Raw genomic sequence first — 22,213 nt, forward strand, 5'->3', positions numbered from 1 at the left:
TTAACCATGAAGGGTGCCCAAAGCGCACCTGGAGACAACACAGGAAAGGAGCAGTCATGACAGAGCAGCTAAAGCAGGTCTACCCCTACATCAACGGACAGGCCTGGAAATCAGAAGGTCAGTTGCATAAGGACCTGGTCAATCCCTATACGGGCAAACCGCTGGCTCGCGTTTTTCTGGCGACCAAACAGGACATTGAAGAAGCGCTAGCCAGTGCAGAGCGTGCACAGCGCATCTGGGGCAAGATGCTGGCCCGTGAACGTGAAGCGATTTTGTGCCGTGCGGCTGACATTGTGGAACGCCGTCGCGACGACATCGTGCGTGTGCTGGTTGAAGAGGGCGGTAACGTCTTTGGCAAGGCCATGTTCGAGTGCGATTACATCGTCAGCACCTTCCGTATTGCCGCCGGTCAGACCCGCGATATTCGGGGTGAAACCATGCCGTCGGACCTGCCAGGGCGTATTTCCATTAGCATTCGTCGTCCTTTGGGCGTGGTGGCTGGGATCGGGCCTTTCAATGCACCTTTGCTGCTCAATGGCAAGAAGTTGGCCCCGGCACTGGCGGCGGGTAACAGTTTCATCCTGAAGCCTTCGCCGCATACGCCTATGGCTGCCTTGATGTTTGCCGAGATTCTGGAAGAAGCCGGTCTGCCTCCCGGTGTGTTGACCGTTCTGCTGACCACCGACGAAGCTCTGGGCGATACCTTGTTCTCTGATCCGCGCGTCAAACTGGTGACTTTCACGGGCTCGGCTCGAGTGGGTCGTATCCTGGCGGATCTGGCTGGTCGCCATCAAAAGCGCATTGTGCTGGAGTTGGGTGGTAAAAGCCCGGTCGTGGTGCTGGATGATGCCACGCTGGATTACGCTGTGCGCTCCGCCGCTTTCGGCATCTATTTCAATCAGGGCCAAGTGTGCATGGCCAACTCGCGCATCATTGTGGAGCAGGGCATTTACGATGCGTTCTGCGAAGCCTTTGCCAAGCAGGTGGCTCGTATTCCTACTGGTGATCCTGCTTTGCCACAAACCGCGGTTGGTCCGCTGATCAGTTCCGAACAGGCTGATTTTGTGCAGGCCCACATTCAGGACGCCGTCTCCAAGGGGGCCACCTTGCTGGCAGGTGGCGGCCGCGAAGGCAATGTGATCCAGCCTACGGCCTTGTGCGATGTGACCCCGGACATGCATCTGTACCACGAAGAGACTTTTGGTCCTGTGGCTGCCATCTACAAGGCGCGCGACTACGAGCACGCCCTGGAAATGGCTAATGATACTTCCTACGGCTTATCCTCTGCCATTCTGACTAACGATCTGCAAAAGGCCATGGATTTTGCCGAGCGTATCGAGGCAGGTTCGGTCCACATCAACGACAACTCCTTTGATGATGATCCGAATGCGCCTTTCGGTGGCTTCAAGGACAGTGGCTACGGCAAGGAAAATGGCCGCTACTCGATTGCGGACATGACCGAATTGAAGTGGGTCACCATTCAGCAAGGGGAGCGCCAGCTGGCGTTCTAAGCAGGCCTAGGGACGTGGCCAGTTCTTGACCAGTTGTGCGATGCGGTTGATGCGATGGTCAACATACGGGCTGCGTCCATGATACAGAGCGCTAAATGGAGTGCCTGCGTTATAGATATGGATGGTTTGCATCCCTAACTGGCGGGCACTTTTCAAATTGCGCAGGGTGTCTTCGACCAGAACAATGTCGCGGGCCTGGGATTTCAGCACGGCCAGAGCCTGCTTCATCAATGCCTGAGAGGGCTTGGGGCGATAACGGCCTTGCAGCTGCATATGCTCGATGGCCCATAGCCCGTCAAAGACAGGCAGCAGATTCAGGGCTTTCAAGACGCGCTGTGCGTACTCCAGCGGTGCATTGGTCAGCAGCAGTTTGTAGCCAGGCAGACGGCGCAATTGGTAGGCCAGGCCTGGTTCGGCGCTGATCAGGGAAGGCACGTCAAAGTCGTGAGCGTGTCTCAGGAATGTCGCCGGGTCTGCTCCATGGTGGCGTTGCAGGCCGATCATGGTGGCGCCGTAACGTTTCCAGTATTCCAGACGCAGCCGGTCGGCCTCGTCCATATCCACGCCCAGCGTTTGCGCCACGCCGATGCGCATGCGTCCATCAATCGCCTGGAAAATGCCTTTGGAGGCATTGTGCAGGGTGTTATCCAGATCAAACAGCCAGATGGTTTCATCTGGCTGACAGGCTGACAAAGGCCGTGCCCAGGCATGGGCACGGATAGGAGCGCGCACGGATTAGTGCGAGCTGATCATGGTGCCCACACCACGGTCAGTCAGGATTTCCAGCAACAGGCAGTGAGGGACACGGCCATCAATGACATGTACGGAGTTGACGCCATTGCGCGCTGCGTCCAGGGCCGAAGAGATCTTGGGCAGCATACCGCCGGAGATGGTGCCATCAGCGAACAGTTCGTCGATGGTCTGAGCTGACAGGCGACGCAACAGTTGACCTGCCTTGTCCAGCACACCGGGAGTGTTGGTCAGCATGACCAGTTTTTCAGCGCTAAGCACTTCGGCCATTTTGCCGGCAACCACGTCGGCATTGATGTTGTAGGCCTGACCGTCTTCACCGTATCCAATTGAGGAGATCACGGGGATGAACTGATCGTCCTGCAGGGCTTTGACCACTTCAGGCTGGATGCTTTCAATATCACCCACAAAACCAATATCCAGCAGCTCGCCAGGATGCTCGGCATCCGGCAGCATTTTCTTGGTGACGCGAATCATGCCACCGTCTTTACCGGTCAGGCCCACTGCCTTGCCACCGGCTTCATTAATCATCATCACGATGTCTTGCTGCACCTGCCCGCCCAGCACCCACTCCACCACTTCCATGGTTTCTGCATCGGTGACACGCATGCCCTGAATAAAGGTGCCTTCTTTGCCCACTCGCTTGAGCGCGTCATTGATCTGGGGGCCGCCACCGTGCACCACAACGGGGTTCAGGCCAACCAGCTTGAGCAAGACGACGTCATGGGCAAAGCTGCGCTGCAACGCTTCTTCAGTCATGGCGTTGCCACCGTATTTGATGACGACGGTCTTGCCGTGGAAACGGCGAATATAGGGCAGGGCCTCGGACAAAACTTCTGCTTTGACGGTCGAGGAGTAATTCTGCGAATCTGTGGTGCTCATTGATGCGCTCACTTGAAGAAAACCCGGGTCCACTGCTGGTACCCGGGGTTATTATGTGGCTGGGGGCAGAAACAGGCTTTTAGCTGCTGGCCAGGGCTTTTTCGACGGTGGCAATGAATTCCTGCTTGTCGTAGTTACCCAGGTAGCGCTTGATGATGTGGCCCTGTTTGTCGAGTAAAAAGGCAGTGGGCGTCAAACGGACGTCCCCAAAAGCCTTGGCGATTTCGCCCTTGTCGTCATGGACAACCGTGAACGGCAGTTGGCGGGATTGGGTGAAGTTGCGCACGTAGTTGATGGGGTCGTGCTTCATGGCCACGGCCACAATATCAAACCCTTTGCCGGACATGGCATTGAAGTTCTCAATGTTGTCAGGCATTTGCGCCACGCAAGTGGTGCAGTCCGTGGCCCAGAATTTCACCAGGACGACCTTGCCTTGCAAGTCTTTGGTTTCAAAGTGCTTGCCATTCAGATCGGTAAAGGCGACATCGGGGGCGCTGGCCTTGGTGCTGCCGGACATGGTCCAGACGCCCAGACCCACGGCAATGGCAACAGCAAGGGCAATGATGACTACTTTTTTCATTGGACGGGCATAACTTCTACAGAGGAGGCGGGCGCAGGCTCAGTTGCAGGGGCCGCTGTGCCAGAACTATTGCTTGGCTGATTATTGGTGCTCAAAGGCTGTGCCAGGCTTTCGGCGCTGACGTATTCAAAGAGCTTGGCCACCTTGTTCACGCCAGGGACGCTGGAGGCAGCAATCGCTGCGCGTTCGCCTTCTTCACGGGTAACGCGGCCCAGCAGATAGACCACGCCACGCTCGGTGGTGGTGGAGATCGTGCGGCTGGGAACGTCTTTGGCGTTCAGCAAGGCGGTGCTGACGCGGGTGGTGATCCAGGAGTCGTTCGAGCGTACGCTCAAGGGGGTAGGTTCACCCACACGCAGTTCGTTGACCACGCGAGTTACCTTATCAACCTTGGAAACCAGGCGAGCAGCTTCCTCCTTGTCGGCCTGGGTAGGCACATCACCCGTCAGCAGGGCAACCCCGGCGTAAGACGTGGTATTGATGCGGCCTTCCTTGTTTTCCAGCAGGCGACGTGTTTCCGCACCGGCTTTCATGACAATGGTTTTGTCCTCGACCTGCTCGCCCGTAGTGCGGCGGTCGGTAGCGACAACGGCGGTTGTGGCTGCAGCGCCGCCAACTACCAGCAGACCGCAACCGGTCAGCGTAGTGCTGGCCAGCAAGGCGGCCAGAATCAAACGGTGTTTCATAGTGGATCTCCGAGCAGCAGCGCATCAATGCCATCGCACATGGCGTGCAACAGAACAATGTGTACTTCCTGAATACGCATGGTTCGATCGTGCGGGACGCACAGATGGATGTCGGTATCCGAGAGCAGGTCGGCGATTTGTCCGCCGCCCTTGCCGGTCAGGGCAATAATGACCATATCGCGCTCGCGAGCCGCTTCGATGGCGCGGATCACGTTTGGCGAATTGCCGCTGGTGGAGATGGCCACCAGAATATCGCCAGTCTGGCCCAAGGCACTGACCTGGCGTTCAAAGATGCTGTCAAAGCCATAGTCATTACCCACCGCCGTCATGATGGAGGTGTCGGTATTCAAGGCAATGCCAGCCAGGGGCAAACGGTCGCGCTCAAAGCGGCCCACCAGCTCAGCAATAAAGTGCTGAGCGTCGGCTGCTGATCCGCCGTTTCCGCAGGCCAGAATCTTGCCGTCGTTGGCCAGGGTGGCAAACAACAGCTCGACAGCGGCGGCCAAAGGTTCGGCCAGTTCGCGTGTGCTGGCTTTGAGAGTATCGACGGAATCGTCGAAATGCGAAGTCATTAAGGCGATAAGGTCCATAGCGCGCATTATCGCACGGAGAATTTCCCCGTGGGGCAGGCAGATCGTGTCATGTTGAAAAAAACGCCACGGTATTGAAACCAGATGCTGTAACAGGGCCGAAATACGGCGCGGCGGTTGAGATTTTTGTATAGGACAGCGTTCTTGTCTGAAAATTCCCAGGGTAGCTTTGCTGCTTTTTATTTTTCAGCGCTGCTCGAAGGCGTTCTGGATCCAGATCAGGGTGTCGTCTTCAATGGCGATAACGTCAAATCGGCAGGCGGGCAGCCTGCCCTGGAAATGGCGCTGGCATAGCGTCGGCAGCCATTGTTGGGCTGTCAGGATCAAGCGCCGTTGCTTGTCCCGGTTTACACTGGCAAGCGCCCCGCCGTAGCCCTTGTGATTGCGCTGGCGCACTTCCAGAAAGACAAGATAATCTTGATGCCACAGAACCAGGTCAACCTCCCCAAAGCGAGTACCCAGTTGACGGGCCAGAATACGGGCACCCTGCGCGGTGACATGATCGCAGGCGCGCTGTTCAGCCTGGTCGCCGCATTGCTGGCTGGGAGAGCGCCGTGGCCTGTCCTTTCTGGCTGCAGGACGACTACGTTGTTTGCGCCGCAGTTGCCGGTTTTGAGCCTGGCGAGCGTATTCAAAGGGATTCATAGGGATACACGATGATCAATAAGCAGGATCAAGCATGAGCGATACCGAAAACCGAACAGGGAATGCCGGCGTCTGGCAAAACATGATGGACAAGGTGCAAGGCCAGGTCTGGCCACAGTCTTGCCTGTATGTGGTGGCCACGCCCATTGGCAATATGGGAGACCTTAGCCTGCGCGGCTGGCAGGCGCTGGAACTGTGCGACATTATTGCGGCAGAGGATACGCGGGCAACCCGCCCTTTTCTGCAGGCTTGGGGCATACAAACGCCTTTGATGGCGGCGCATCGCCATAACGAGGCCCAAGCCGCTCAGGCAATTATCGAGCGTCTGGAGCAGGGACAGCGAGTGGCCTTGGTATCGGATGCGGGTGCGCCTGCTGTCAGTGACCCCGGTGCTCGTGTCGTACGTTCAGTGCGGGAGGCGGGCTTTCAGGTGATTCCTTTGCCCGGTGCCTCGGCAGTCATTACCGCCCTGATGGGTAGTGGTGCAACCAGTGACGAGAACCCCGCTTTTGCTTTTGCCGGTTTCATGCCGCCCAAAACTGTGGCGCGCCGTAAGTGGCTGCAGCATTGGTCCAGCCTGGGTATGCCGGTATTGATGTTTGAGTCTCCTCACCGTTTGCGTGCGGCCTTGCGCGATATGGAAGAGGTGTGTGGCCCGGAGCGCGAACTGACTTTTGCACGTGAGTTGAGCAAGCGTTTCGAGCAGATTCATACCGTACCTTTGGGGCAGGCCTTGGCCTGGCTGGATGAAGACAGCCACCGCGAGCAGGGTGAATTTGTCCTGATTCTGCATGACGCTGTGAGCGAAGTGGACGAGGATGCGCCGGCGCTGGATGCCACGACAGCGCGCTGGATGAAAGCCTTGCTGGAGCAGGTCTCGCTGCGTGATGCAGCCCGGATTGCCAGCCAGGCGACCGGAATTTCTCGCGATGTTCTGTATGCCTGGGGTCTGGCGAACTCGCCCAAGGACTAGGGCGCCTGGGTTTAGCGAACGGCAACCGAAGGGCTCAAGCCAGTTTGCTGCTGGATACGGTAAGCCGCGTTAATTGCTTCGGTCCGATTCTGATACGGGCCAATTTGTACCCGGTACAGATCGTTGTGCATCTGTACTTGGGCATCGCGATACTCTATCTGCGCAATCTGGCGATTCAACTGCTGTGCCAGGGCAGCCGCATTTTCACGGGCAGAAAAAGCGCCAAATTGCAGGTAGACCCGGCTCTGGCCGGACGGGGCCTGCGGCTTGCTGGTGGCGGCGGGCGAGGACTGCACAATCAACTGCTGATCGCTGGCGTCGCTGCTCCAGCTAGGCGAATCGTCCAGCTCTATCTCTATGTCTTGCTCAGACAAGGCGGCCAGGGCGTCCGGCGTGGGCTCCAGTTTTTCGGTAATCACCAGGCTGGATTTGGGAGCCGGAGCGGCGGGAGTCGGCTTGGGAGCCGGAGCCTCGGCAAGTTCAATGTCGCCCCGGCCAAAACTGCCACTGCGTATTTCTTCCTGTGTGATGGATTCAACTATCACGGTGCCGCTGCCGGGTGCAATCAAGTCCAGCTTGGCGGCGGCAACGTAGGACAAGTCGATGATGCGTGAGCTATGAAATGGTCCACGATCGTTAATGCGCACAATGACGGATTTGCCTGTTTTGGGCCGGGTCACGCGAGCATAGCTGGGAATAGGCAAGGTGGGATGTGCCGCCGTCATGGCGTACATATCGTAGGTTTCGCCATTGGCTGTTTTCTTGCCGTGAAACTTGCGTCCGTACCAGGAGGCGGTGCCGGTCTGGGTAAAGGCTTTGTGTGAAGTGTGGGGAACAAAGCTTTTGCCGAGCACGGTATAGGGGCGGGTATTGCTGCGGGCGATGGGTTCTATTCGGGGAACTGCGTCGGGGGTGGCTTGAAGATTGGCGGGGATGCGGGCGTCGGGGCCATCGTCTTTGTAGTAGCCCCCGCCTCGGGGCGCTGAAACGGTGGCCCCTGATTTGGCTTTGGGCTTGGCGCGTTTGGGGCTGGATGCGCATCCGGCCAATAAGGCCAGGATGCTCAGGATGGCGCCTAGTTTGCGTACAGTTGGGCTCATGGGACGGGATTAATGGGCGGTTGATTGCGATGGCGCACCAGCAAGGGGGCGTAATCGGCAAAGCGCAGCGCCAGTTGTTCGGTAACGTACACAGAACGGTGCTGGCCGCCGGTGCAACCAATGGCGACCGTCAGGTAGTTGCGGGTGTCCTGCATATACAAAGGTAACCAGCGACGTACAAAGCCGGCGATGTCATCTACCATGGTCTCGACGGAACCGAACTGGGCCAGCCATTTGGCTACTGGTTCGTCGCGGCCTGTCATGGGGCGCAGCTCCGGGTCGTAGTGGGGGTTGGGCAGGCAGCGAACGTCGAACACCAGATCTGCATCGCCGGGCACGCCACGCTTGTAGGCAAAGGATTCGAAAGTCAGCACCACGCTGGCGCGGTCGGCTTGCACCAGATCTCTAATCCAGGCACGCAATTGGCCAGGGGTCAAGTCGGTAGTGTCGATAATGTGACCCAGCTCGCGCAAGGGGGCCGTCATTTCACGCTCAACGGCAATACATTCTTCCAGGGAAGGCGAGCGGCCATCCTGACGCAAGCGGTCTGTCAACGGATGACGACGGCGTGATTCCGAGTAACGCTGCATCAGCGTGTGATCGCTGGCGTTCAGGAACAGGACACGCAGGGAGTAGCCTTCTTCATTCAGTTTGCTGATGACACCGGGAAGGATGTCCAGATCACCGGCGCCGCGCACGTCAATGGCAACGGCCAGCCGCTCCAGTCCTTGTTCGGCAGAGCGCTCGACAAATTCGGCCAGAAATCGGGGTGGCAGGTTGTCGATGCACAGGTAGCCGGTATCTTCCAGCAAGCGCAAGGCAACTGATTTTCCCGAACCGGATATGCCGGTAATCAATACAACTTTCAGCATCGTGGCAAAGGGCTCCGAGTCGCCGCCCGGCGGGCAGCGTTTAGGTGAAACAGGACAAAGCTGTCAGGGCCGTTAAGTGCCAACCGGCCCTTGAGCGCCTAGTCGTCGCGACTATTCATGATAGCCAATGCCTGGCGCTCGATGAAGTCGCCCATGGTATCAATGCCGCGAAAGGCCAGAATGGTGTTGCGCACGGCGGCTTCCACCAGCACGGCCAAGTTCCGGCCTGCGGCCACTTGAAGCATCACGCGTTTGATGTCCACCCCCAGCACTTCCTGGGTCTGATCCTGCGTAGGCAGACGCTCGAAGCTGTCGGGGTTGGAACGAACCAGGTGCACAATTAGTTTAAGCTTCATTCTACGACGAACGGAGGTTTCGCCGAAAATGGTGCGAATGTCCAGCAGTCCCAGCCCGCGTACTTCCAGCAGGTTCTGCAGCAGAGGCGGGCATTGGCCGTCAATCATGTTGGGAGCCGTGCGGGACAGCTCAACCGCATCGTCTGCAACCAGCCCGTGTCCACGGGAGATCAGCTCCAGCGCCAGTTCACTTTTACCCAGACCGGATTCGCCGGTAATTAACACGCCCAGACCCAGCACATCCATGAACACGCCATGCATGGTGGTTTTGGGGGCCAGACGTTTGCCCAGGTAGATGCGCAGCAAATCGATAAGCTGGGCCGCATCGATAGGGGTGTAGAGCAGCGGCACCCCTTGGGTTTCGCAAAACTGGATCAGATCGTCGGGCGCAACGGCGTCGTTGGCAATGAACAGGGCAGGAACACCGCCTTGCCTGAGATCATCCAGATGATGCAGGCGACGTTTGACGTCAAAGCGGTTGTAAAAAGAGAGTTCTTCAGGGCCGAAAACCTGAATGCGGCCAGGGTGGATCAGGTTCAGGTGGCCGACCAAATCCGCGGCAGAGGCGCCAAGATCGGGGATGGGGCGTTGGGCAGCTTGTTTTCCGGCTGCCCAGCTTACCTCGAGCTTGTCATGATTATCATTGACCAGTTCTTGAACTGTCAGCATCGGGATGTTCCGCGTTGAGATCAGGGGTCTGGGTCAGGAGTTGGTGGATTTGAACAGGGTCCGTTTCCTGGGCCAGCGCCTGGCGGATGTCCTGATCGGCCATCAAACGGGCGATCTCGGCCAACAAGTCCAGGTGAATTTGAGTAGCCGTTTCGGGAACCAGCAAAAAGAACAGCAAGCTGGCGGTACGACCGTCGCTGGCATCAAAACGCACCGGTTCGGCCAAACGCATGAAAACGGCACAAGGCTCCTTCAAGTCCTTGATGCGGCCATGCGGGACGGCTACGTCGTGGCCAAGAGCAGTGGAGCCCAGACGCTCGCGAGCGATCAGGCTATGGAAAACGGCTGTCCGGGCAATGCCGTGATGGTTCTCGAAAATCAGTCCGGCTTGTTCAAAAGCGCGCTTCTTGCTGGTAACAGCAAGATCCAGAACCACGTTGGACAAAGGCAAAATACGCGACAAGAGATTCATGACGGCCATTATAGGGGGGAATGTTTTTTAGCTAAACATTTTTTGGATGGCTAACAACAGGCGGACACTGTGCCAAGAAACACAAAACCCCGAACTTCTGAAAGAACGGGGTTTGTCGGCAGGCGGCTATGCCTGCTGTAACAGTTCGGCGTGATCAGGCTGCCGGAACTTCGAGCCGCTTGGCGGGCTCATGCGCATGGCTGTTTGCCTTTTCCTTGTATTTCAGAATCTGGCGGTCGATCTTGTCGGCTAGCAGATCGATGGCGGCATACAAGTTTTCGTCTGAAGAGGCGCAGTGTATATCTTTGCCGGGGACACGGACGGTCACTTCGGCATTGTGCTTCAGGCGTTCAATGGAAAGCATAACCTGCGAGTCAACCACGTTGTCGAAGTGCTTTTCAATTCGACCAATTTTGCTTTTGACGTAGTCGCGAATGGCAGGAGTTATGTCAAGATTACGGCCAGTGATGTTAAGGCTCATATAGGCTCTCCGTAGTAGTCAAACAACATGTTTCAGAGGGGGGGATATCTTCGTGTTTAGCCTCCTTACTACTGATCTTGGATATTCCAGTATACCTATATGTTGGTCAGATAACATGACCTGGATCAATCTGCGGTGTGCAGGAAAACCCTTGCTCCGACAGGCCCCGTTACAGGGCCACAAGTCGGCTTACATTCGGAAGTTCGAGCCCAGGTAAACCTTGCGCACGGCTTCGTTATCGATGATCTCGGACGGGTGCCCGCTGGTCAGTACCGTGCCTTCGCTGATGATGTAGGCGCGGTCACAGATGCCCAGGGTTTCGCGCACGTTGTGGTCGGTAATCAGTACACCAATATTGCGGCCTTTCAGAAACTGTACGATGCGCTGGATTTCAATCACGGCGATCGGGTCCACCCCGGCAAAGGGCTCGTCAAGCAGAATGAAACGGGGGTTGCTGGCGAGTGCGCGGGCAATTTCTACGCGGCGGCGCTCGCCACCAGACAGGGATAGGGCGGTATTTTGACGAATGTGCGCAATTTGCAGCTCGCTGATCAAGGTTTCCAGGCGCTCGTTGATGTCGTTCTTGCTGATGCTGCGGCCGTTATCGTCCAGCTGCAGCTCCAATACGGCGCGGATGTTTTCTTCGACCGTCAGGCGGCGAAAGACGGAAGCATCCTGGGGCAGATAGGACAGGCCCAGCCGTGCCCGCTTGTGCATGGGCATGGCGGTAATGGGCGTGCCATCAATTTCAATACGGCCTGCATCGGCGGGCACAATGCCCACAATCATATAGAAGCTGGTGGTTTTACCAGCCCCGTTCGGGCCTAGCAGGCCCACCACTTCGCCGCTTTCCACATTCAAAGAAACATCCTGCACGACCGTACGTTTGCCGTAGGTCTTGCGCAGTCCCTGGGCAATCAGACTGCCTTTGGTCGAGTGGCTGGCGCGAGTAGGGGTAGACGGGTTGTTAGAAGCAACCATGATTCAAGGGGGTCCGGGCTATTTGCGGGGGGAGGACTTGCGTTGGCATTCGGCCAGAGCAGCATCGGCATTGGCGCGTGGGCGGGCCACAGAGCGGACCCGGCCATCACGTGTGGCGGAGTCCGAACCACCAAAGGCTTGGTACGTGCCATCTTTTTGGCGGTAGATAATGCGCTGGCCCTGGACAGAGTCCTGCAGCTTGCCGCAAACATAACGATTGACGACTGCCTTGCCAATCAGCTCGACCTCTTCGGTTTTGCCGTTATAGATAGCTCGGACACCTTCGGCGACCATCAGTTCAAACTTGGCCGGGTCTTCCTGACGAATAGTGACACGGGCGCGCTCGGTCACCGTTGCGGTGCCATGCTGGAAACCTTCCGCGTCCTGCTCGATGGCCAATTGGTCAGCCATCAAGGTCATGGCGCCACGGGTCAGGATGATGTTGCCTTTGTAAATGGTCTGCTTGGCAATATCGTCGTAAGTCAGGGTATCGGACAGCACGGAGGTGTCCGGTTCGGCGGCAGCAGAGGCAGCCGCTTGGGCCAGAGCAGGGGCCGTAGGCAGCAAAGCCAGGCTGGCAGTGCTCAGGCACAGGGCCAGGGCACCACGCAAAAGGCTAAGAGAGAGCTTGGGCTTGTGGCCCAGGCGGGCGCTGTCAGGCGTGGTCATGGAGGGGAATCCTTAGAGCTATTGGAAGAACGCGCTTTTTGTGTTTGTTGGCCGGAGATTTTAACGTCGGATTCCGACATGACGTTCAATTGGCGAACGCGATTATCGTAACGCATCCCGGTACCGCGCATGGTGGATTGGCCGTTGACGACCAGGGCCGGTTCGTTGGTGTACACCACGTCCTCTTCGGGCAGGATGATCAGCACTTCGCTGCGCACGTCCATCGCCTCGTCATCAGGTGTGGCCTGGCGGTGAATATGGGCATTGCCTTTCATGGTGATGGTGTCCCCGCCTGCATTCATGTGTGCCGTATCGGAAGTGGCAATGGTCAGGGGCGAATCGGCCCTGTTGCTGACCGCGCGTGGGGAAGTAATGTCGTGCGAGTCGTCATCCGGGTAGTGATAGGCAATCTTGCCATCCAGGCGGCTGATGGCCATCCCGGTCTGGTCGGAGCTGATCATGGTGAAGTCGCGCGCCCAGGAGTCGGGTTCGTGGGTAATGCGGCGCGGCGGGTCAATGGCGACCGAGCTTTGGGTGTAATCGACCGCCCACAGCGTTGCCAGCACCAGCAAGGTCAGCAACAACAGGGAAATGACGGTGGGTAGACGGTCACGCATGATTACTGAATGACTCCCGTGGTCTTCAAAGGACCACCTGTAATAAAGGGCGCAAGGCGACCCTGGGAGGCCAGGATGGCATCACAGCATTCGCGCACTGCGCCGTGGCCGGCCGGCTGTGTGGCTACCCAGCTGGCAATTTGACTGATATAGAAGGGGGCACCAGGCACGCTGGCGGAAAAACCGACGCGCTGCATGGCGGGCAGGTCGATCAGATCGTCGCCCATATAACCCACTTCACTTAGGGACAGGCCGTTTTCCTGAGCCAAGTGGGTCAGGATGGCAATTTTGTCGCGTACGCCCTGGTAAACAAAAGGAATGCCCAGTTCGGCAGCGCGACGCGATACGATGCCGCTTTCGCGTCCGGTAATCAGGGCGACATGAATGCCGCTTTCGCCCAGCATGCGTAAACCGTGGCCGTCCAGAGCGTGAAAGCTCTTGAACTCCTCGCCGTTCGCGCTGTACCACAGGCGTCCGTCGGTCAGCACGCCGTCCACGTCAAACACCATCATGCGCAACTGACGTAATTGGGTGCGCACGTTCTCGGGCAGCTTGGCCAGAATTTGAGCTTCAGCGGGATGGAGCGGGATGGTGGGCGTATTCATCATGATCAGATTACCTTTGCAGCCAACAGGTCGTGCATGTGCAGAGCTCCCAATAGTAGCCCGTTTGTGTCCAATACCAGCATTTGGCTGATACGCAGGGCATCCATTTGCTCGGCTGCTTCGATGGCCAGGGCTTCGGCGGCAATGCTGCGTGGTTCGCGCGACATGCCCTCAGATACTGGCAGATTGCGTATATCGCCGGCACGAGCGATCAGGCGGCGCAGGTCGCCGTCGGTGAACATTCCAACGGGGTGGCCTTGTGCGTCCGTGACAATAGTCATGCCCATGCCTTTGCTGGACATTTCCATCAGTGCATCGGGAATCAGGGTCTCGGGGGAGACGATAGGCAGTTGTTCGCCGCTGCGCATGATGTCGCGCACAAACGTCAGTAGTTGACGGCCCAGTGCACCACCGGGGTGGGAGCGGGCGAAGTCTTCGCGGCTAAAGCCTCGTGCTTCCAGGCAGGCAACGGCCAGCGCATCACCTAATACCAAGGCGGCCGTGGTGCTGGCCGTGGGAGCCAGGTTGAGTGGGCAGGCCTCATGCTCTACATGGGCATCCAGATGCAGGTCGGCATTTTGGGCCAGTTCGGACTGGGCATTGCCGGTGATCGCAATCAGTTTGGCACCCATGCGGCGCAGCACAGTCAGCACCGTGACCAGTTCCTGGGCCTGTCCAGAGTAGGAAATGGCAATGACCACGTCCTGCTTGGTAATCATGCCCAGGTCGCCGTGCAGGGCTTCAGCAGCGTGCATGAAAAAAGCGGGAGTGCCGGTCGAGGCCAAGGTAGCCGCGATCTTGCGCGCCACGTGGCCGGACTTGCCTATGCCGGTCACCACCACACGGCCCTGACAGTGCACGAGCAGCTTGGTGGCTTCTACAAAACTTTGGTCCAGACGCCCGCCCAGCGCTTGTAACGCGTCAACTTCAATGGCGAAGGTGCGTTGTGCCGAGGACAGGATATGTGCGGGGTCTAAAAGTGCCGGTGTATTCATGGCGAAATTGTAAACGTGAAGTGTCTGCTTGGCATGTAGATTTGCAGGAGGCAAATTGTAAGGACAGATGGCCTTGGACCAGTGGCAAGCCGAATAGTTTAGGGTTAAGATACGTCTTATTTTGTAATTTCAGTAATTACTGAAAATTCAGGAAGCCATGAATCTAGGACCACAGGCAGAGCGTTTTATTCTGCATTTTGGGGAGATGGGCGGGCGCTGGGGGGTCAACCGGACGGTGGGCCAGATCTATGCGCTGCTGTTCATTGCCCCCGAAGCCCTCCACGCCGACGAGATCGCTGAAACGCTAGGCATCTCCCGCTCCAATGTCAGCATGAGCTTGCGCGAGTTGCAGTCCTGGAGACTGGTCAACATGACGCACAAGATTGGCGAGCGCCGCGAATACTTTGAATCTCCCAAGGATGTATGGGATATTTTCCGTACTTTGGTGGAGGAAAAGCGTAAGCGCGAGATTGATCCCACATTGACCTTATTGCGAAGTATCCTAATGGAAGCGCCCGTCAATGACGAAGAGGCATATGGGCAGCAGCGCATTAATGAAATGCTGGAATTGATCGAGTTGGCTTGTGGTTGGTTTGACGAGGTTCATCACTTACCGCCCGAGACCCTGCAAAATCTGATGCGTTTAGGTAGCAAAGTTCAGAAAGTGCTGGGGTTCGCCGGGAAGATTCGCAAAGCTGATCAAACTGGGGATCGTCATGATTGATCTGGATGTTGTTACCTTGTCGCGGTTGCAATTTGCTTCCACCGCGATGTTCCACTTTTTATTTGTTCCCTTGACGCTGGGCCTGTCTTTTTTGCTGGCCATTATGGAAAGCGTCTATGTCATGACGGGCAAGGCCATCTGGCGCCGCATGACCAAGTTCTGGGGCGTACTCTTTGGCATTAACTTTGCCCTGGGTGTCGCAACCGGGATTGTGATGGAGTTTCAGTTCGGCATGAACTGGGCCTATTACAGTCACTATGTAGGCGATATTTTCGGAGCACCGCTAGCCATTGAAGGTTTGATGGCTTTTTTCCTGGAAGCAACCTTTGTCGGCCTGTTCTTTTTCGGCTGGGATCGCCTCTCCAAACTGGGACACCTGATTGTTACCTGGCTGGTTGCCATCGGTACCAACCTGTCGGCTCTGTGGATTCTGGTCGCTAACGGCTGGATGCAGAATCCGGTCGGTGCCATCTTCAACCCCCACACCATGCGTATGGAAATGACCGATTTTGCCGAGGTCATTCTCAATCCCGTTGCGCAAGCCAAAGTTGTTCATACCGTCAGTGCCGGCTATGTCCTGGGTGCCATGTTCGTGATGGGTATCAGTGCCTGGTACTTGCTGCGTGGTCGCCATATCGATCTGGCCAAGCGCTCGATGACGGTAGCGGCCAGTTTCGGCTTGGCAGCGTCCCTGTCCGTGGTGGTGCTGGGTGATGAAAGTGGTTACCTGACTACTGAACACCAGCAAATGAAGATCGCAGCCATGGAATCCATGTGGGAAACCGAGGAAGCCCCTGCCAGTTTCAATCTCTTGGCCTGGCCTGATCAGGAGGCCCGTGAAAACCGCTTTGCCGTGGAAATTCCATGGGTGATGGGTTTGATCGGTACACGCTCAGTCAGTACCCCCATGCTGGGCATTAATGAACTGGTCGAACATGCCAAGATTCGTATTGCCAATGGCTTGCGTGCTTACGAGGCACTGCAGCTGGTGCGCGCTGATGACAGCAATATCGAGGCCCGCCGCGTCTTTGACAATAACTGGAAAGACCTGGGCTATGCCTTGCTGCTCAAGCGTTATACGGACGACATTACCAAAGCCGATACCGAGACCATCGCCCAGGCTGCCTGGGATACGGTGCCACAGGTTGCGCCCCTGTTCTGGAGCTTCCGTGTGATGGTGGCGCTGGGGCTGTACTTCATCCTGTTCTTTGGCGTGGCTTTTGTGCTGGCATCGCGTGACCGTCTGCAACGTCACCCGCGCTTGCTTAAAGCAGCGGTCTGGAGCATTCCCCTGCCTTGGATTGCGATCGAATGTGGCTGGTTTGTGGCCGAGTTCGGACGTCAGCCCTGGGCGATTGAAGGTGTCTTGCCTACCTACTATGCGGCCTCTGGTCTGTCCTTTGTGGACTTGATGATCAGTATGACCATTTTCCTGTTGCTCTATACCACTTTGGCGGTGATTGGCATCAAGGTCATGCTGCACTCGGTGCGTAAAGGTCCGGACGAGGCTGGCGAGACCGCCACACCTTCCGCTTTGTCTTATGGTTCGCGCAACGCTCCGTTGCTGCGCGGTTAAGGAGGGGGAACCATCATGGAAAATTTGATTCTTCTCGATTACGACACCTTGCGCATCATCTGGTGGTTGCTGCTGGGCGTTTTGTTGGCGGCATTTGCCATCATGGACGGGGCCGACCTGGGTGTGGCTATGGTGTTGCCGCTGGTTGCTCGCACTGATGATGAGCGGCGTACGTTGTACAACGTGATTGGCCCGGTCTGGGAAGGTAACCAGGTTTGGTTGATCGTGGCCGGTGGTGTGGCCTTTGCAGCCTGGCCCTTGCTGTATGCCATGGCTTTCTCGGGCTTTTACCTGGCCATGATGCTGCTTTTGGTCGCCTTGATTGTTCGCCCGGTGGCCATCAAGTATCGCAGCAAGCTCAGCTCGTCGCGCTGGCGTCGTAACTGGGACGCGATCTGGACCGCCTCCGGCCTGGTTTGTGCTCTGGTGTTTGGTGTGGCCATTGGGAACGTCATGCTGGGCGTACCTTTCGGCTTTGACGAGACAACGCTGCGCCCCATGTACCAAGGCAACTTCTTCGGTCTATTCCAGCCCTTTGCCGTTCTGTGTGGCTTGCTCAGCGTCCTGATGCTGGCTTTCCAAGGTGCGGTGGTGGTTGCCTGGAAGGGCAGTGATCATGTGGCTCGTCGTGCGCGTGCCTGGGCCCTGCCGTTGGGCCTGCTGTCCATTGTGGCTTTTGCTGCCGGCGGCTGGTGGATCAGTGCCATGAATGGCTATAGCATGCCTTGGCCCGAGGCGGCCCACGCCATGTCCAACCCGATTGGCAAGACGGTCGATATGGTTGAAGGTGCCTGGTTGGCTAACTATCGTACCTGGCCTGCCTTGTGGGCAGCCCCCATTGTCGGTTTTGCGGGCTTGCTGTTCGGTGCCTTGCTGGCTGGTCGTGGTCGCGGCTTGTTGGCTCTGCTGTTCTCGTCCTTGGCACTGGCTGGCATCATCCTGACTTTTGGTTTTGCCGTCTTCCCATTCCTGCTGCCTTCGTCCTTGAACCCCGGTTCCAGCCTGACCCTGTTTGATGCCTCAGCCAGTCATCTGACCTTGTGGATCATGCTTTTGGTGACACTGGTGTTCTTGCCCATCATCGTGCTCTATACCTCCTGGGTATATAGCGTAATGCGTGGCAAGGTGTCGGTTGCCAGCATGAAAGATTCTTCTCATTCTTACTAAGGAGGCCAGCGCATATGTGGTACTTCTCTTGGGTTCTAGGTTTGGGTCTGGCCTGCGCATTCTCCATCCTGAATGCGATGTGGTTCGAGCTTCGTGAAAACACCGCTTTGCAGAGCGCAGCCGCCTCCAAGGCTAAAGCAGATATCGAGGTCTGATTGACACCGCAAAGTCCAACGGCGCAACAATGGCTGGGGCAATTCTCCAGCCGCGCCCGCACGGCTTTGCGGGCTTCCATGCTGGCCCCCGTGCTGGCCGGCGCTTTACTGATTCCCCAGGCCTGGTTGCTGGCAAAGATTGTGCAAGCAATTGTGGTCGATGGCTTGCCCTGGACAGGGCAGCTTTTCTCTATCCTGATGGTGGCCGCACTTTTGTTGCTGCGTGCCGCTATTTCCGCTTTTGGCGAGCGCCGTGCGCAAAAGGTTTCAGAACATCTGAAACAAGGACTGCGCTCCGAGCTGTTTGCCCGACTCTTCCGCAGTACGATGCCGCGTTTGCGGGCCAGCAATAGCGGCGAACTGTCCACCAGCTTGATCACGCAAATTGAAGCCCTGGATGGCTTTGTGACTCGCTATATCCCTTGCATGGCAGCGGCAGCCCTGGTTCCTTTGGCGCTAGTGCTGGCGGTCTTGCCGGTGGATGGCATTGTTTCCTTGATTCTCTTGTTGAGCACACCTTTAATTCCCCTGTTTATGGCCTTGGTGGGCTGGGGGGCGGAAGCGGCCAGCCGTGAACAACAACAAACAACGCTGCGACTGTCCGGCTTTTTCGCCGACCGGCTGCGCGGCATTTTTACCCTGAGCCTGATGGGGCGTGGGCAGGACGAGTTGCAGCGTGTGGAATTGGCCAGTCAGGAGCTGCGCACACGTACCATGAAAGTGCTGCGAATCGCATTTTTATCGTCGGCTGTGCTGGAGTTCTTCGCGGCATTGGGTGTGGCCGGGATAGCCGTCTACATTGGCTTGGGTTACCTGGGCTATCTGGGCGAGTCCTTCTCGGGCATTAGCCTGCAACAAGGCTTGTTCTGTTTGCTCCTGGCCCCCGAGGCCTACCAGCCCTTGCGCCAATTGGCCGCTAATTATCATGATCGGGCAGCGGCGCGTGCGGCTGCGGTGGAAGTCGACAGACTGTGGGCAAACTTGGGCCAGGATTTGATTCCTGCGGCTCCCACCAGCGCCGACAATGAAGCGGTTTTTCCCAACTTACCGGTACTGGTATTGCGTCATCTGCATTTGCCGCAGTTGGGCGGGCAGGGGACCTTGCTGGAAGTGCCCGGCCTGCAACTTTATATAGATCAGTCATACGCCTTGCTGGGGGCCAGCGGCTCCGGCAAGACCAGTCTGCTGGAAAGCCTGATTGGTTTGCGCCCCTTGGCGCAGGGTGAAATTTTGCTGCGCAACAGCGATACTGCCGGGCGTTTGCTGACGCGCCATGATGGCGTCGTACTGATTTCCCAGCAGGCCTTTTTAGCCATGGGGACCATTGCCGATGGCTTGCGTCTGGCAGCCCCACAAGCCAGTGATGAACAGCTGTGGCAAGCCTTGGAACAAGCCTGTGCAGCCGAATTTGTACGGGCCTTGCCCGATGGTTTGCAAACGGCGCTGGGCGAGGGTGGTTTTGGGCTTTCCGGTGGCCAGATTCAGCGTTTGGCACTGGCCCGCCTGTTTTTGACAGACCCGCATGTGGTCTTGCTGGACGAACCCAGCTCCCGCCTGGATGCGGCGACCCGGAATCGTGTTATGCGCAATATTCTTCGCTTCTGTCAGGGGCGTTGTCTGGTCGTGGCCACGCATGACCAGGAGCTGGCGGCCATGTGCTCGAACCAACTGCACATTGCCCAAGGAGTTCTGACGGCATGAAAGCGTGGTTTCGTCTTTTAGGTTCCAGCCTGCGCGCACGACGTGGGGCCGTATTGTTTACGGTTCTGCTGGCGATCAGCACGGTGGCCGCCGGTGTCGGCCTTTTGGGTGTGGCTGGTTGGTTTCTAAGTAGTGCTTTCCTGGCTACTTTGGGCATCGTGTTCAATCTGTTTGGCCCTTCGGCCATGATTCGTGGCCTGTCTTTTTGGCGTATCGCCTCCCGGTATCTGGAACGCGTCGTCGGCCATGCCCTGACGCTGGATCTGCAAGTACGTATTCGCAGCCTGGTTTTCGGACGCTTGAGCCGATTCAGTCAGTCTCGCTTGGCCCAGTTTCGAGATGGGGAGCTGGCTTCCAGTCTGACCTCTGACGTGGCTGTGCTGGATTTGGTGCTTTTGCTGATTTTGGTGCCGCTGACTACGGCTGTGGTGGCTGGTCTGGTGTTTAGCGCTGTGCTGCAAACCTGGCTGTCCTGGTGGGCCTGGCTGATTCTGGCTTGTTTGCTGATTGCCGCTTGTCTGATTCCGTATATTTGCGCCCGTGGCGCCAGCCGTGCAGCCCAGCAAGTCCATCAACTGGAAAACCGCCAGCGTGTTCTGGTGCATCAGGCCATCCGCGCCTATGCTGATATTCAGGTGTTTGCCGCTGCGGATGCCGTGCAGGAACAAGTGGACAAGCTGGGTCTGGAACTGGGGAAAGCCCGTTTGCGCAGTAATGGCTGGGGCATTGTCGGGCAGTTTTCCCAGCAGGTCTTGATGGGCGTGGCCTTGATGACCTGCCTGCTGGTTGGAGCGCAACAGGTCAATCTGCAAGCCATGAGCGGCCCCTTGTGGGTGGGGCTGGTGTTGGCTTTGCTGGGCTTGTTCGAGATCATGGCACCCATGATGCGCGGGGCGTCCCGCTTGGGAGAGGTTCAGGCAGCCAGCAATCGTTTGCTGACAATTCTGGATGAGCCCGAGGAAACCGCTCAGGCGCAAGGGCAGGCGATTGCGTTGGACAAGCCAGCCTCCCTCGAAATCACAGATCTGAATTTTGCCTACGGTTCACAGCCTGTATTGGAGCAGTTGTCGCTGCAAGTCCAAGCTGGCGAGCACATTGCTATTTTTGGCCCTAGTGGCTCCGGCAAGTCCACCTTGCTGGGTGTGCTGATGCGCTTGTTGCCTGTTTCGGGAAAGCAGTATCTGGTTGAGGGTAGAGCAGCCCAGCATTGGAGCCGCGCCAGCTGGTTTGATCATTGCGCCTTGCTGGCACAGGACTCGCCGCTGTTTCTGGGTTCGGTGCGAGATAACCTTTTGCTGGCAGAACCGACAGCTTCAGAGCAACAAATCTGGCAGGCTCTTCACGATGCCCAGCTGGACAGTGTGGTACGCGATTTGCCCCAAGGGCTGGATACCTGGCTGGGCGAGGGCGGGCAGCAATTGTCCTTGGGGCAGCAGCGTCGCCTGTGTCTGGCGCGTGTACTGTTGTCGTCTGCCCATATCTGGTTTCTGGACGAGCCTACGGCCAGTCTGGATGGCCCGACCAGTCAGGCCTTGATGCAGGATATTCTGGCCACAGCGCGGGGGAAAACTGTGATTATGGCGACCCACGATACCCGTTTTCTGCCTTTGGTCGATAACATTTATCAGTTTGAGGCGGGGCGTTTGCAGTGTAAATCCGGCGCAGCAATAGATACTTTAGGACCAAACTAAAAGGACACTTCGGGTCAAGTCTGTAGCGTTTTTTACCCAGCCGCGTCGTATTAGTACAACTTACGGGCACAAGCCGGGCGAGCCCTTGTTGCTGCTGCCCAATTGTGTACACTTGCAACGTATCCAAGTGCGCCCTTCGCGCCCGGATTTTCTGTTGTAGAAGCTTTGACATGCAAATTGATCCCACCCAGTACATCCGTCAAATCATTCGCAATGTGCCGGACTGGCCCAAGCCAGGGGTGACTTTCCGCGATATCACCACCGTCTTGCAGGACCCACGCTCCTTCCGCGTTCTGATTGACCTTTTTGTCTACCGTTACATGGGACAAAAGCTGGATCTGGTGGCGGGTGTGGATGCGCGTGGCTTTATCGTGGGCTCGGTTCTGGCTTACGAGCTGAACCTGGGTTTTGTGCCTGTGCGCAAGAAAGGCAAGCTGCCTTTCAATACCGTGGCCGAAGAGTACTCCCTGGAATATGGCAATGCCAGCGTCGAGATGCACACGGACTCCGTGCGCCCCGGCCAGCGTGTCCTGCTGATTGACGACCTGATCGCTACTGGCGGTACTTTGCTGGCGGCGGCTCGTTTGCTGCAGCGCCTGGGTGCCAACGTGGTGGAAGCCGCCGCGATTATTGATCTGCCTGAACTGGGTGGATCCAAGGCCGTGACAGATTCCGGCTTGTCGGTTTACACCGTATGTAGCTTTAACGAATCTGACCGCTAATTGCCAGAACCGGCGTATTGCCGGTTCGGCTTTGTAGCCTGAA

25 protein-coding genes are annotated in these 22,213 nt (G+C 57.3%); 9 read left to right on the forward strand and 16 right to left on the reverse strand.

What is annotated here, in order from left to right; genetic code table 11:
* Positions 1-56: 56 nt before the first annotated feature.
* Positions 57-1,511, forward strand: coding sequence for an aldehyde dehydrogenase family protein (locus MID00_RS10280; RefSeq protein WP_254498787.1), 1,455 nt, complete (start codon positions 57-59; stop codon positions 1,509-1,511).
* 6 nt (positions 1,512-1,517) lie between these two features.
* Here MID00_RS10280 and MID00_RS10285 read toward each other — a convergent pair whose 3' ends face one another.
* The 6 genes from MID00_RS10285 to MID00_RS10310 all read right to left on the reverse strand — a co-directional run bounded on the left by MID00_RS10285 (position 1,518) and on the right by MID00_RS10310 (position 5,644).
* A complete protein-coding gene (locus tag MID00_RS10285) occupies positions 1,518-2,243 on the reverse strand; it encodes a pyrimidine 5'-nucleotidase (RefSeq protein WP_035270278.1) in 726 nt (241 codons plus the stop codon).
* Between the two features lie 3 nt (positions 2,244-2,246).
* Positions 2,247-3,143: an acetylglutamate kinase gene (argB, locus tag MID00_RS10290; protein ID WP_009458643.1), complete on the reverse strand. Its 897-nt coding sequence runs from the start codon at positions 3,141-3,143 to the stop codon at positions 2,247-2,249.
* 79 nt (positions 3,144-3,222) lie between these two features.
* Positions 3,223-3,723, reverse strand: a complete 501-nt coding sequence (locus tag MID00_RS10295; RefSeq protein WP_021447175.1) for a peroxiredoxin — start codon at positions 3,721-3,723, stop codon at positions 3,223-3,225.
* The gene (locus MID00_RS10300) at positions 3,720-4,409 is read right to left on the reverse strand and encodes a BON domain-containing protein (RefSeq protein WP_009458644.1); all 690 of its coding nucleotides are present in this window, start codon (positions 4,407-4,409) and stop codon (positions 3,720-3,722) included. The genes MID00_RS10295 and MID00_RS10300 overlap by 4 nt, the downstream gene beginning before the upstream one ends.
* Positions 4,406-4,999 carry a phosphoheptose isomerase gene (locus tag MID00_RS10305; protein ID WP_009458645.1) on the reverse strand — a complete coding sequence of 198 codons (594 nt, stop codon included), beginning with the start codon at positions 4,997-4,999 and terminating at the stop codon, positions 4,406-4,408. Before MID00_RS10305 ends, MID00_RS10300 begins: the two co-directional genes overlap by 4 nt.
* Positions 5,000-5,185: 186 nt before the next feature.
* Positions 5,186-5,644, reverse strand: a complete 459-nt coding sequence (locus MID00_RS10310; protein ID WP_254498788.1) for a YraN family protein — start codon at positions 5,642-5,644, stop codon at positions 5,186-5,188.
* A 34-nt stretch (positions 5,645-5,678) separates the two neighbouring features.
* Between MID00_RS10310 and rsmI the strand changes: the two genes are divergently transcribed.
* Positions 5,679-6,617, forward strand: a complete 939-nt coding sequence (gene rsmI, locus MID00_RS10315; protein WP_254498789.1) for a 16S rRNA (cytidine(1402)-2'-O)-methyltransferase — start codon at positions 5,679-5,681, stop codon at positions 6,615-6,617.
* Positions 6,618-6,628: 11 nt separating this feature from the next.
* On the opposite strand, the gene MID00_RS10320 is transcribed toward rsmI, so the two are convergent.
* From MID00_RS10320 to MID00_RS10365, 10 genes are all read right to left on the reverse strand, one after another.
* Complete coding sequence (locus MID00_RS10320; protein ID WP_009458648.1) at positions 6,629-7,717, reverse strand: septal ring lytic transglycosylase RlpA family protein; 1,089 nt, start codon at positions 7,715-7,717, stop codon at positions 6,629-6,631.
* Positions 7,714-8,589 (reverse strand): RNase adapter RapZ, encoded by an 876-nt coding sequence (gene rapZ, locus MID00_RS10325; RefSeq protein WP_009458649.1) that lies wholly within the window; start codon positions 8,587-8,589, stop codon positions 7,714-7,716. The genes MID00_RS10320 and rapZ overlap by 4 nt, the downstream gene beginning before the upstream one ends.
* A 98-nt stretch (positions 8,590-8,687) precedes the next feature.
* Positions 8,688-9,614 carry an HPr(Ser) kinase/phosphatase gene (gene hprK, locus MID00_RS10330; RefSeq protein ID WP_009458650.1) on the reverse strand — a complete coding sequence of 309 codons (927 nt, stop codon included), beginning with the start codon at positions 9,612-9,614 and terminating at the stop codon, positions 8,688-8,690.
* Positions 9,586-10,086: a PTS sugar transporter subunit IIA gene (locus tag MID00_RS10335; protein ID WP_051316301.1), complete on the reverse strand. Its 501-nt coding sequence runs from the start codon at positions 10,084-10,086 to the stop codon at positions 9,586-9,588. The genes hprK and MID00_RS10335 overlap by 29 nt, the downstream gene beginning before the upstream one ends.
* Positions 10,087-10,240: 154 nt before the next feature.
* Positions 10,241-10,567 (reverse strand): ribosome-associated translation inhibitor RaiA, encoded by a 327-nt coding sequence (gene raiA, locus MID00_RS10340; RefSeq protein ID WP_009458652.1) that lies wholly within the window; start codon positions 10,565-10,567, stop codon positions 10,241-10,243.
* Positions 10,568-10,756: 189 nt separating this feature from the next.
* Positions 10,757-11,548 carry an LPS export ABC transporter ATP-binding protein gene (lptB, locus tag MID00_RS10345; protein ID WP_009458653.1) on the reverse strand — a complete coding sequence of 264 codons (792 nt, stop codon included), beginning with the start codon at positions 11,546-11,548 and terminating at the stop codon, positions 10,757-10,759.
* 18 nt (positions 11,549-11,566) lie between these two features.
* Positions 11,567-12,217: a lipopolysaccharide transport periplasmic protein LptA gene (lptA, locus tag MID00_RS10350; protein ID WP_021447173.1), complete on the reverse strand. Its 651-nt coding sequence runs from the start codon at positions 12,215-12,217 to the stop codon at positions 11,567-11,569.
* Positions 12,214-12,834 carry an LPS export ABC transporter periplasmic protein LptC gene (gene lptC, locus MID00_RS10355; RefSeq protein ID WP_009458655.1) on the reverse strand — a complete coding sequence of 207 codons (621 nt, stop codon included), beginning with the start codon at positions 12,832-12,834 and terminating at the stop codon, positions 12,214-12,216. Before lptC ends, lptA begins: the two co-directional genes overlap by 4 nt.
* Before the next feature lie 2 nt (positions 12,835-12,836).
* Positions 12,837-13,442: an HAD family hydrolase gene (locus MID00_RS10360; protein ID WP_250756174.1), complete on the reverse strand. Its 606-nt coding sequence runs from the start codon at positions 13,440-13,442 to the stop codon at positions 12,837-12,839.
* 2 nt (positions 13,443-13,444) lie between these two features.
* Positions 13,445-14,434, reverse strand: coding sequence for an SIS domain-containing protein (locus tag MID00_RS10365; RefSeq protein ID WP_254498790.1), 990 nt, complete (start codon positions 14,432-14,434; stop codon positions 13,445-13,447).
* Between the two features lie 157 nt (positions 14,435-14,591).
* Here MID00_RS10365 and MID00_RS10370 point away from each other — a divergent pair, with 157 nt between their 5' ends.
* From MID00_RS10370 to MID00_RS10400, 7 genes are all read left to right on the forward strand, one after another.
* Complete coding sequence (locus tag MID00_RS10370; RefSeq protein ID WP_026483763.1) at positions 14,592-15,158, forward strand: GbsR/MarR family transcriptional regulator; 567 nt, start codon at positions 14,592-14,594, stop codon at positions 15,156-15,158.
* On the forward strand, positions 15,151-16,734 hold the full coding sequence (locus MID00_RS10375; RefSeq protein ID WP_009458662.1) for a cytochrome ubiquinol oxidase subunit I: 1,584 nt from the start codon (positions 15,151-15,153) through the stop codon (positions 16,732-16,734). Before MID00_RS10370 ends, MID00_RS10375 begins: the two co-directional genes overlap by 8 nt.
* Positions 16,735-16,749: 15 nt before the next feature.
* Positions 16,750-17,901: a cytochrome d ubiquinol oxidase subunit II gene (gene cydB, locus MID00_RS10380; protein ID WP_021447171.1), complete on the forward strand. Its 1,152-nt coding sequence runs from the start codon at positions 16,750-16,752 to the stop codon at positions 17,899-17,901.
* A 14-nt stretch (positions 17,902-17,915) separates the two neighbouring features.
* Positions 17,916-18,056, forward strand: coding sequence for a cytochrome bd-I oxidase subunit CydX (cydX, locus tag MID00_RS10385; protein ID WP_009458674.1), 141 nt, complete (start codon positions 17,916-17,918; stop codon positions 18,054-18,056).
* Positions 18,057-19,757, forward strand: coding sequence for a thiol reductant ABC exporter subunit CydD (gene cydD, locus MID00_RS10390; RefSeq protein WP_021447170.1), 1,701 nt, complete (start codon positions 18,057-18,059; stop codon positions 19,755-19,757). It begins immediately after the preceding gene.
* A complete protein-coding gene (gene cydC / locus MID00_RS10395; RefSeq protein WP_254498791.1) occupies positions 19,754-21,448 on the forward strand; it encodes a thiol reductant ABC exporter subunit CydC in 1,695 nt (564 codons plus the stop codon). The genes cydD and cydC overlap by 4 nt, the downstream gene beginning before the upstream one ends.
* 170 nt (positions 21,449-21,618) lie before the next feature.
* Positions 21,619-22,170, forward strand: a complete 552-nt coding sequence (locus tag MID00_RS10400; protein ID WP_009458676.1) for an adenine phosphoribosyltransferase — start codon at positions 21,619-21,621, stop codon at positions 22,168-22,170.
* The last annotated feature ends 43 nt before the right edge of the window (positions 22,171-22,213 follow it).

The sequence above is a fragment of the Alcaligenes sp. NLF5-7 genome, from assembly GCF_024266725.1.
Classification (GTDB): domain Bacteria; phylum Pseudomonadota; class Gammaproteobacteria; order Burkholderiales; family Burkholderiaceae_B; genus Alcaligenes; species Alcaligenes phenolicus.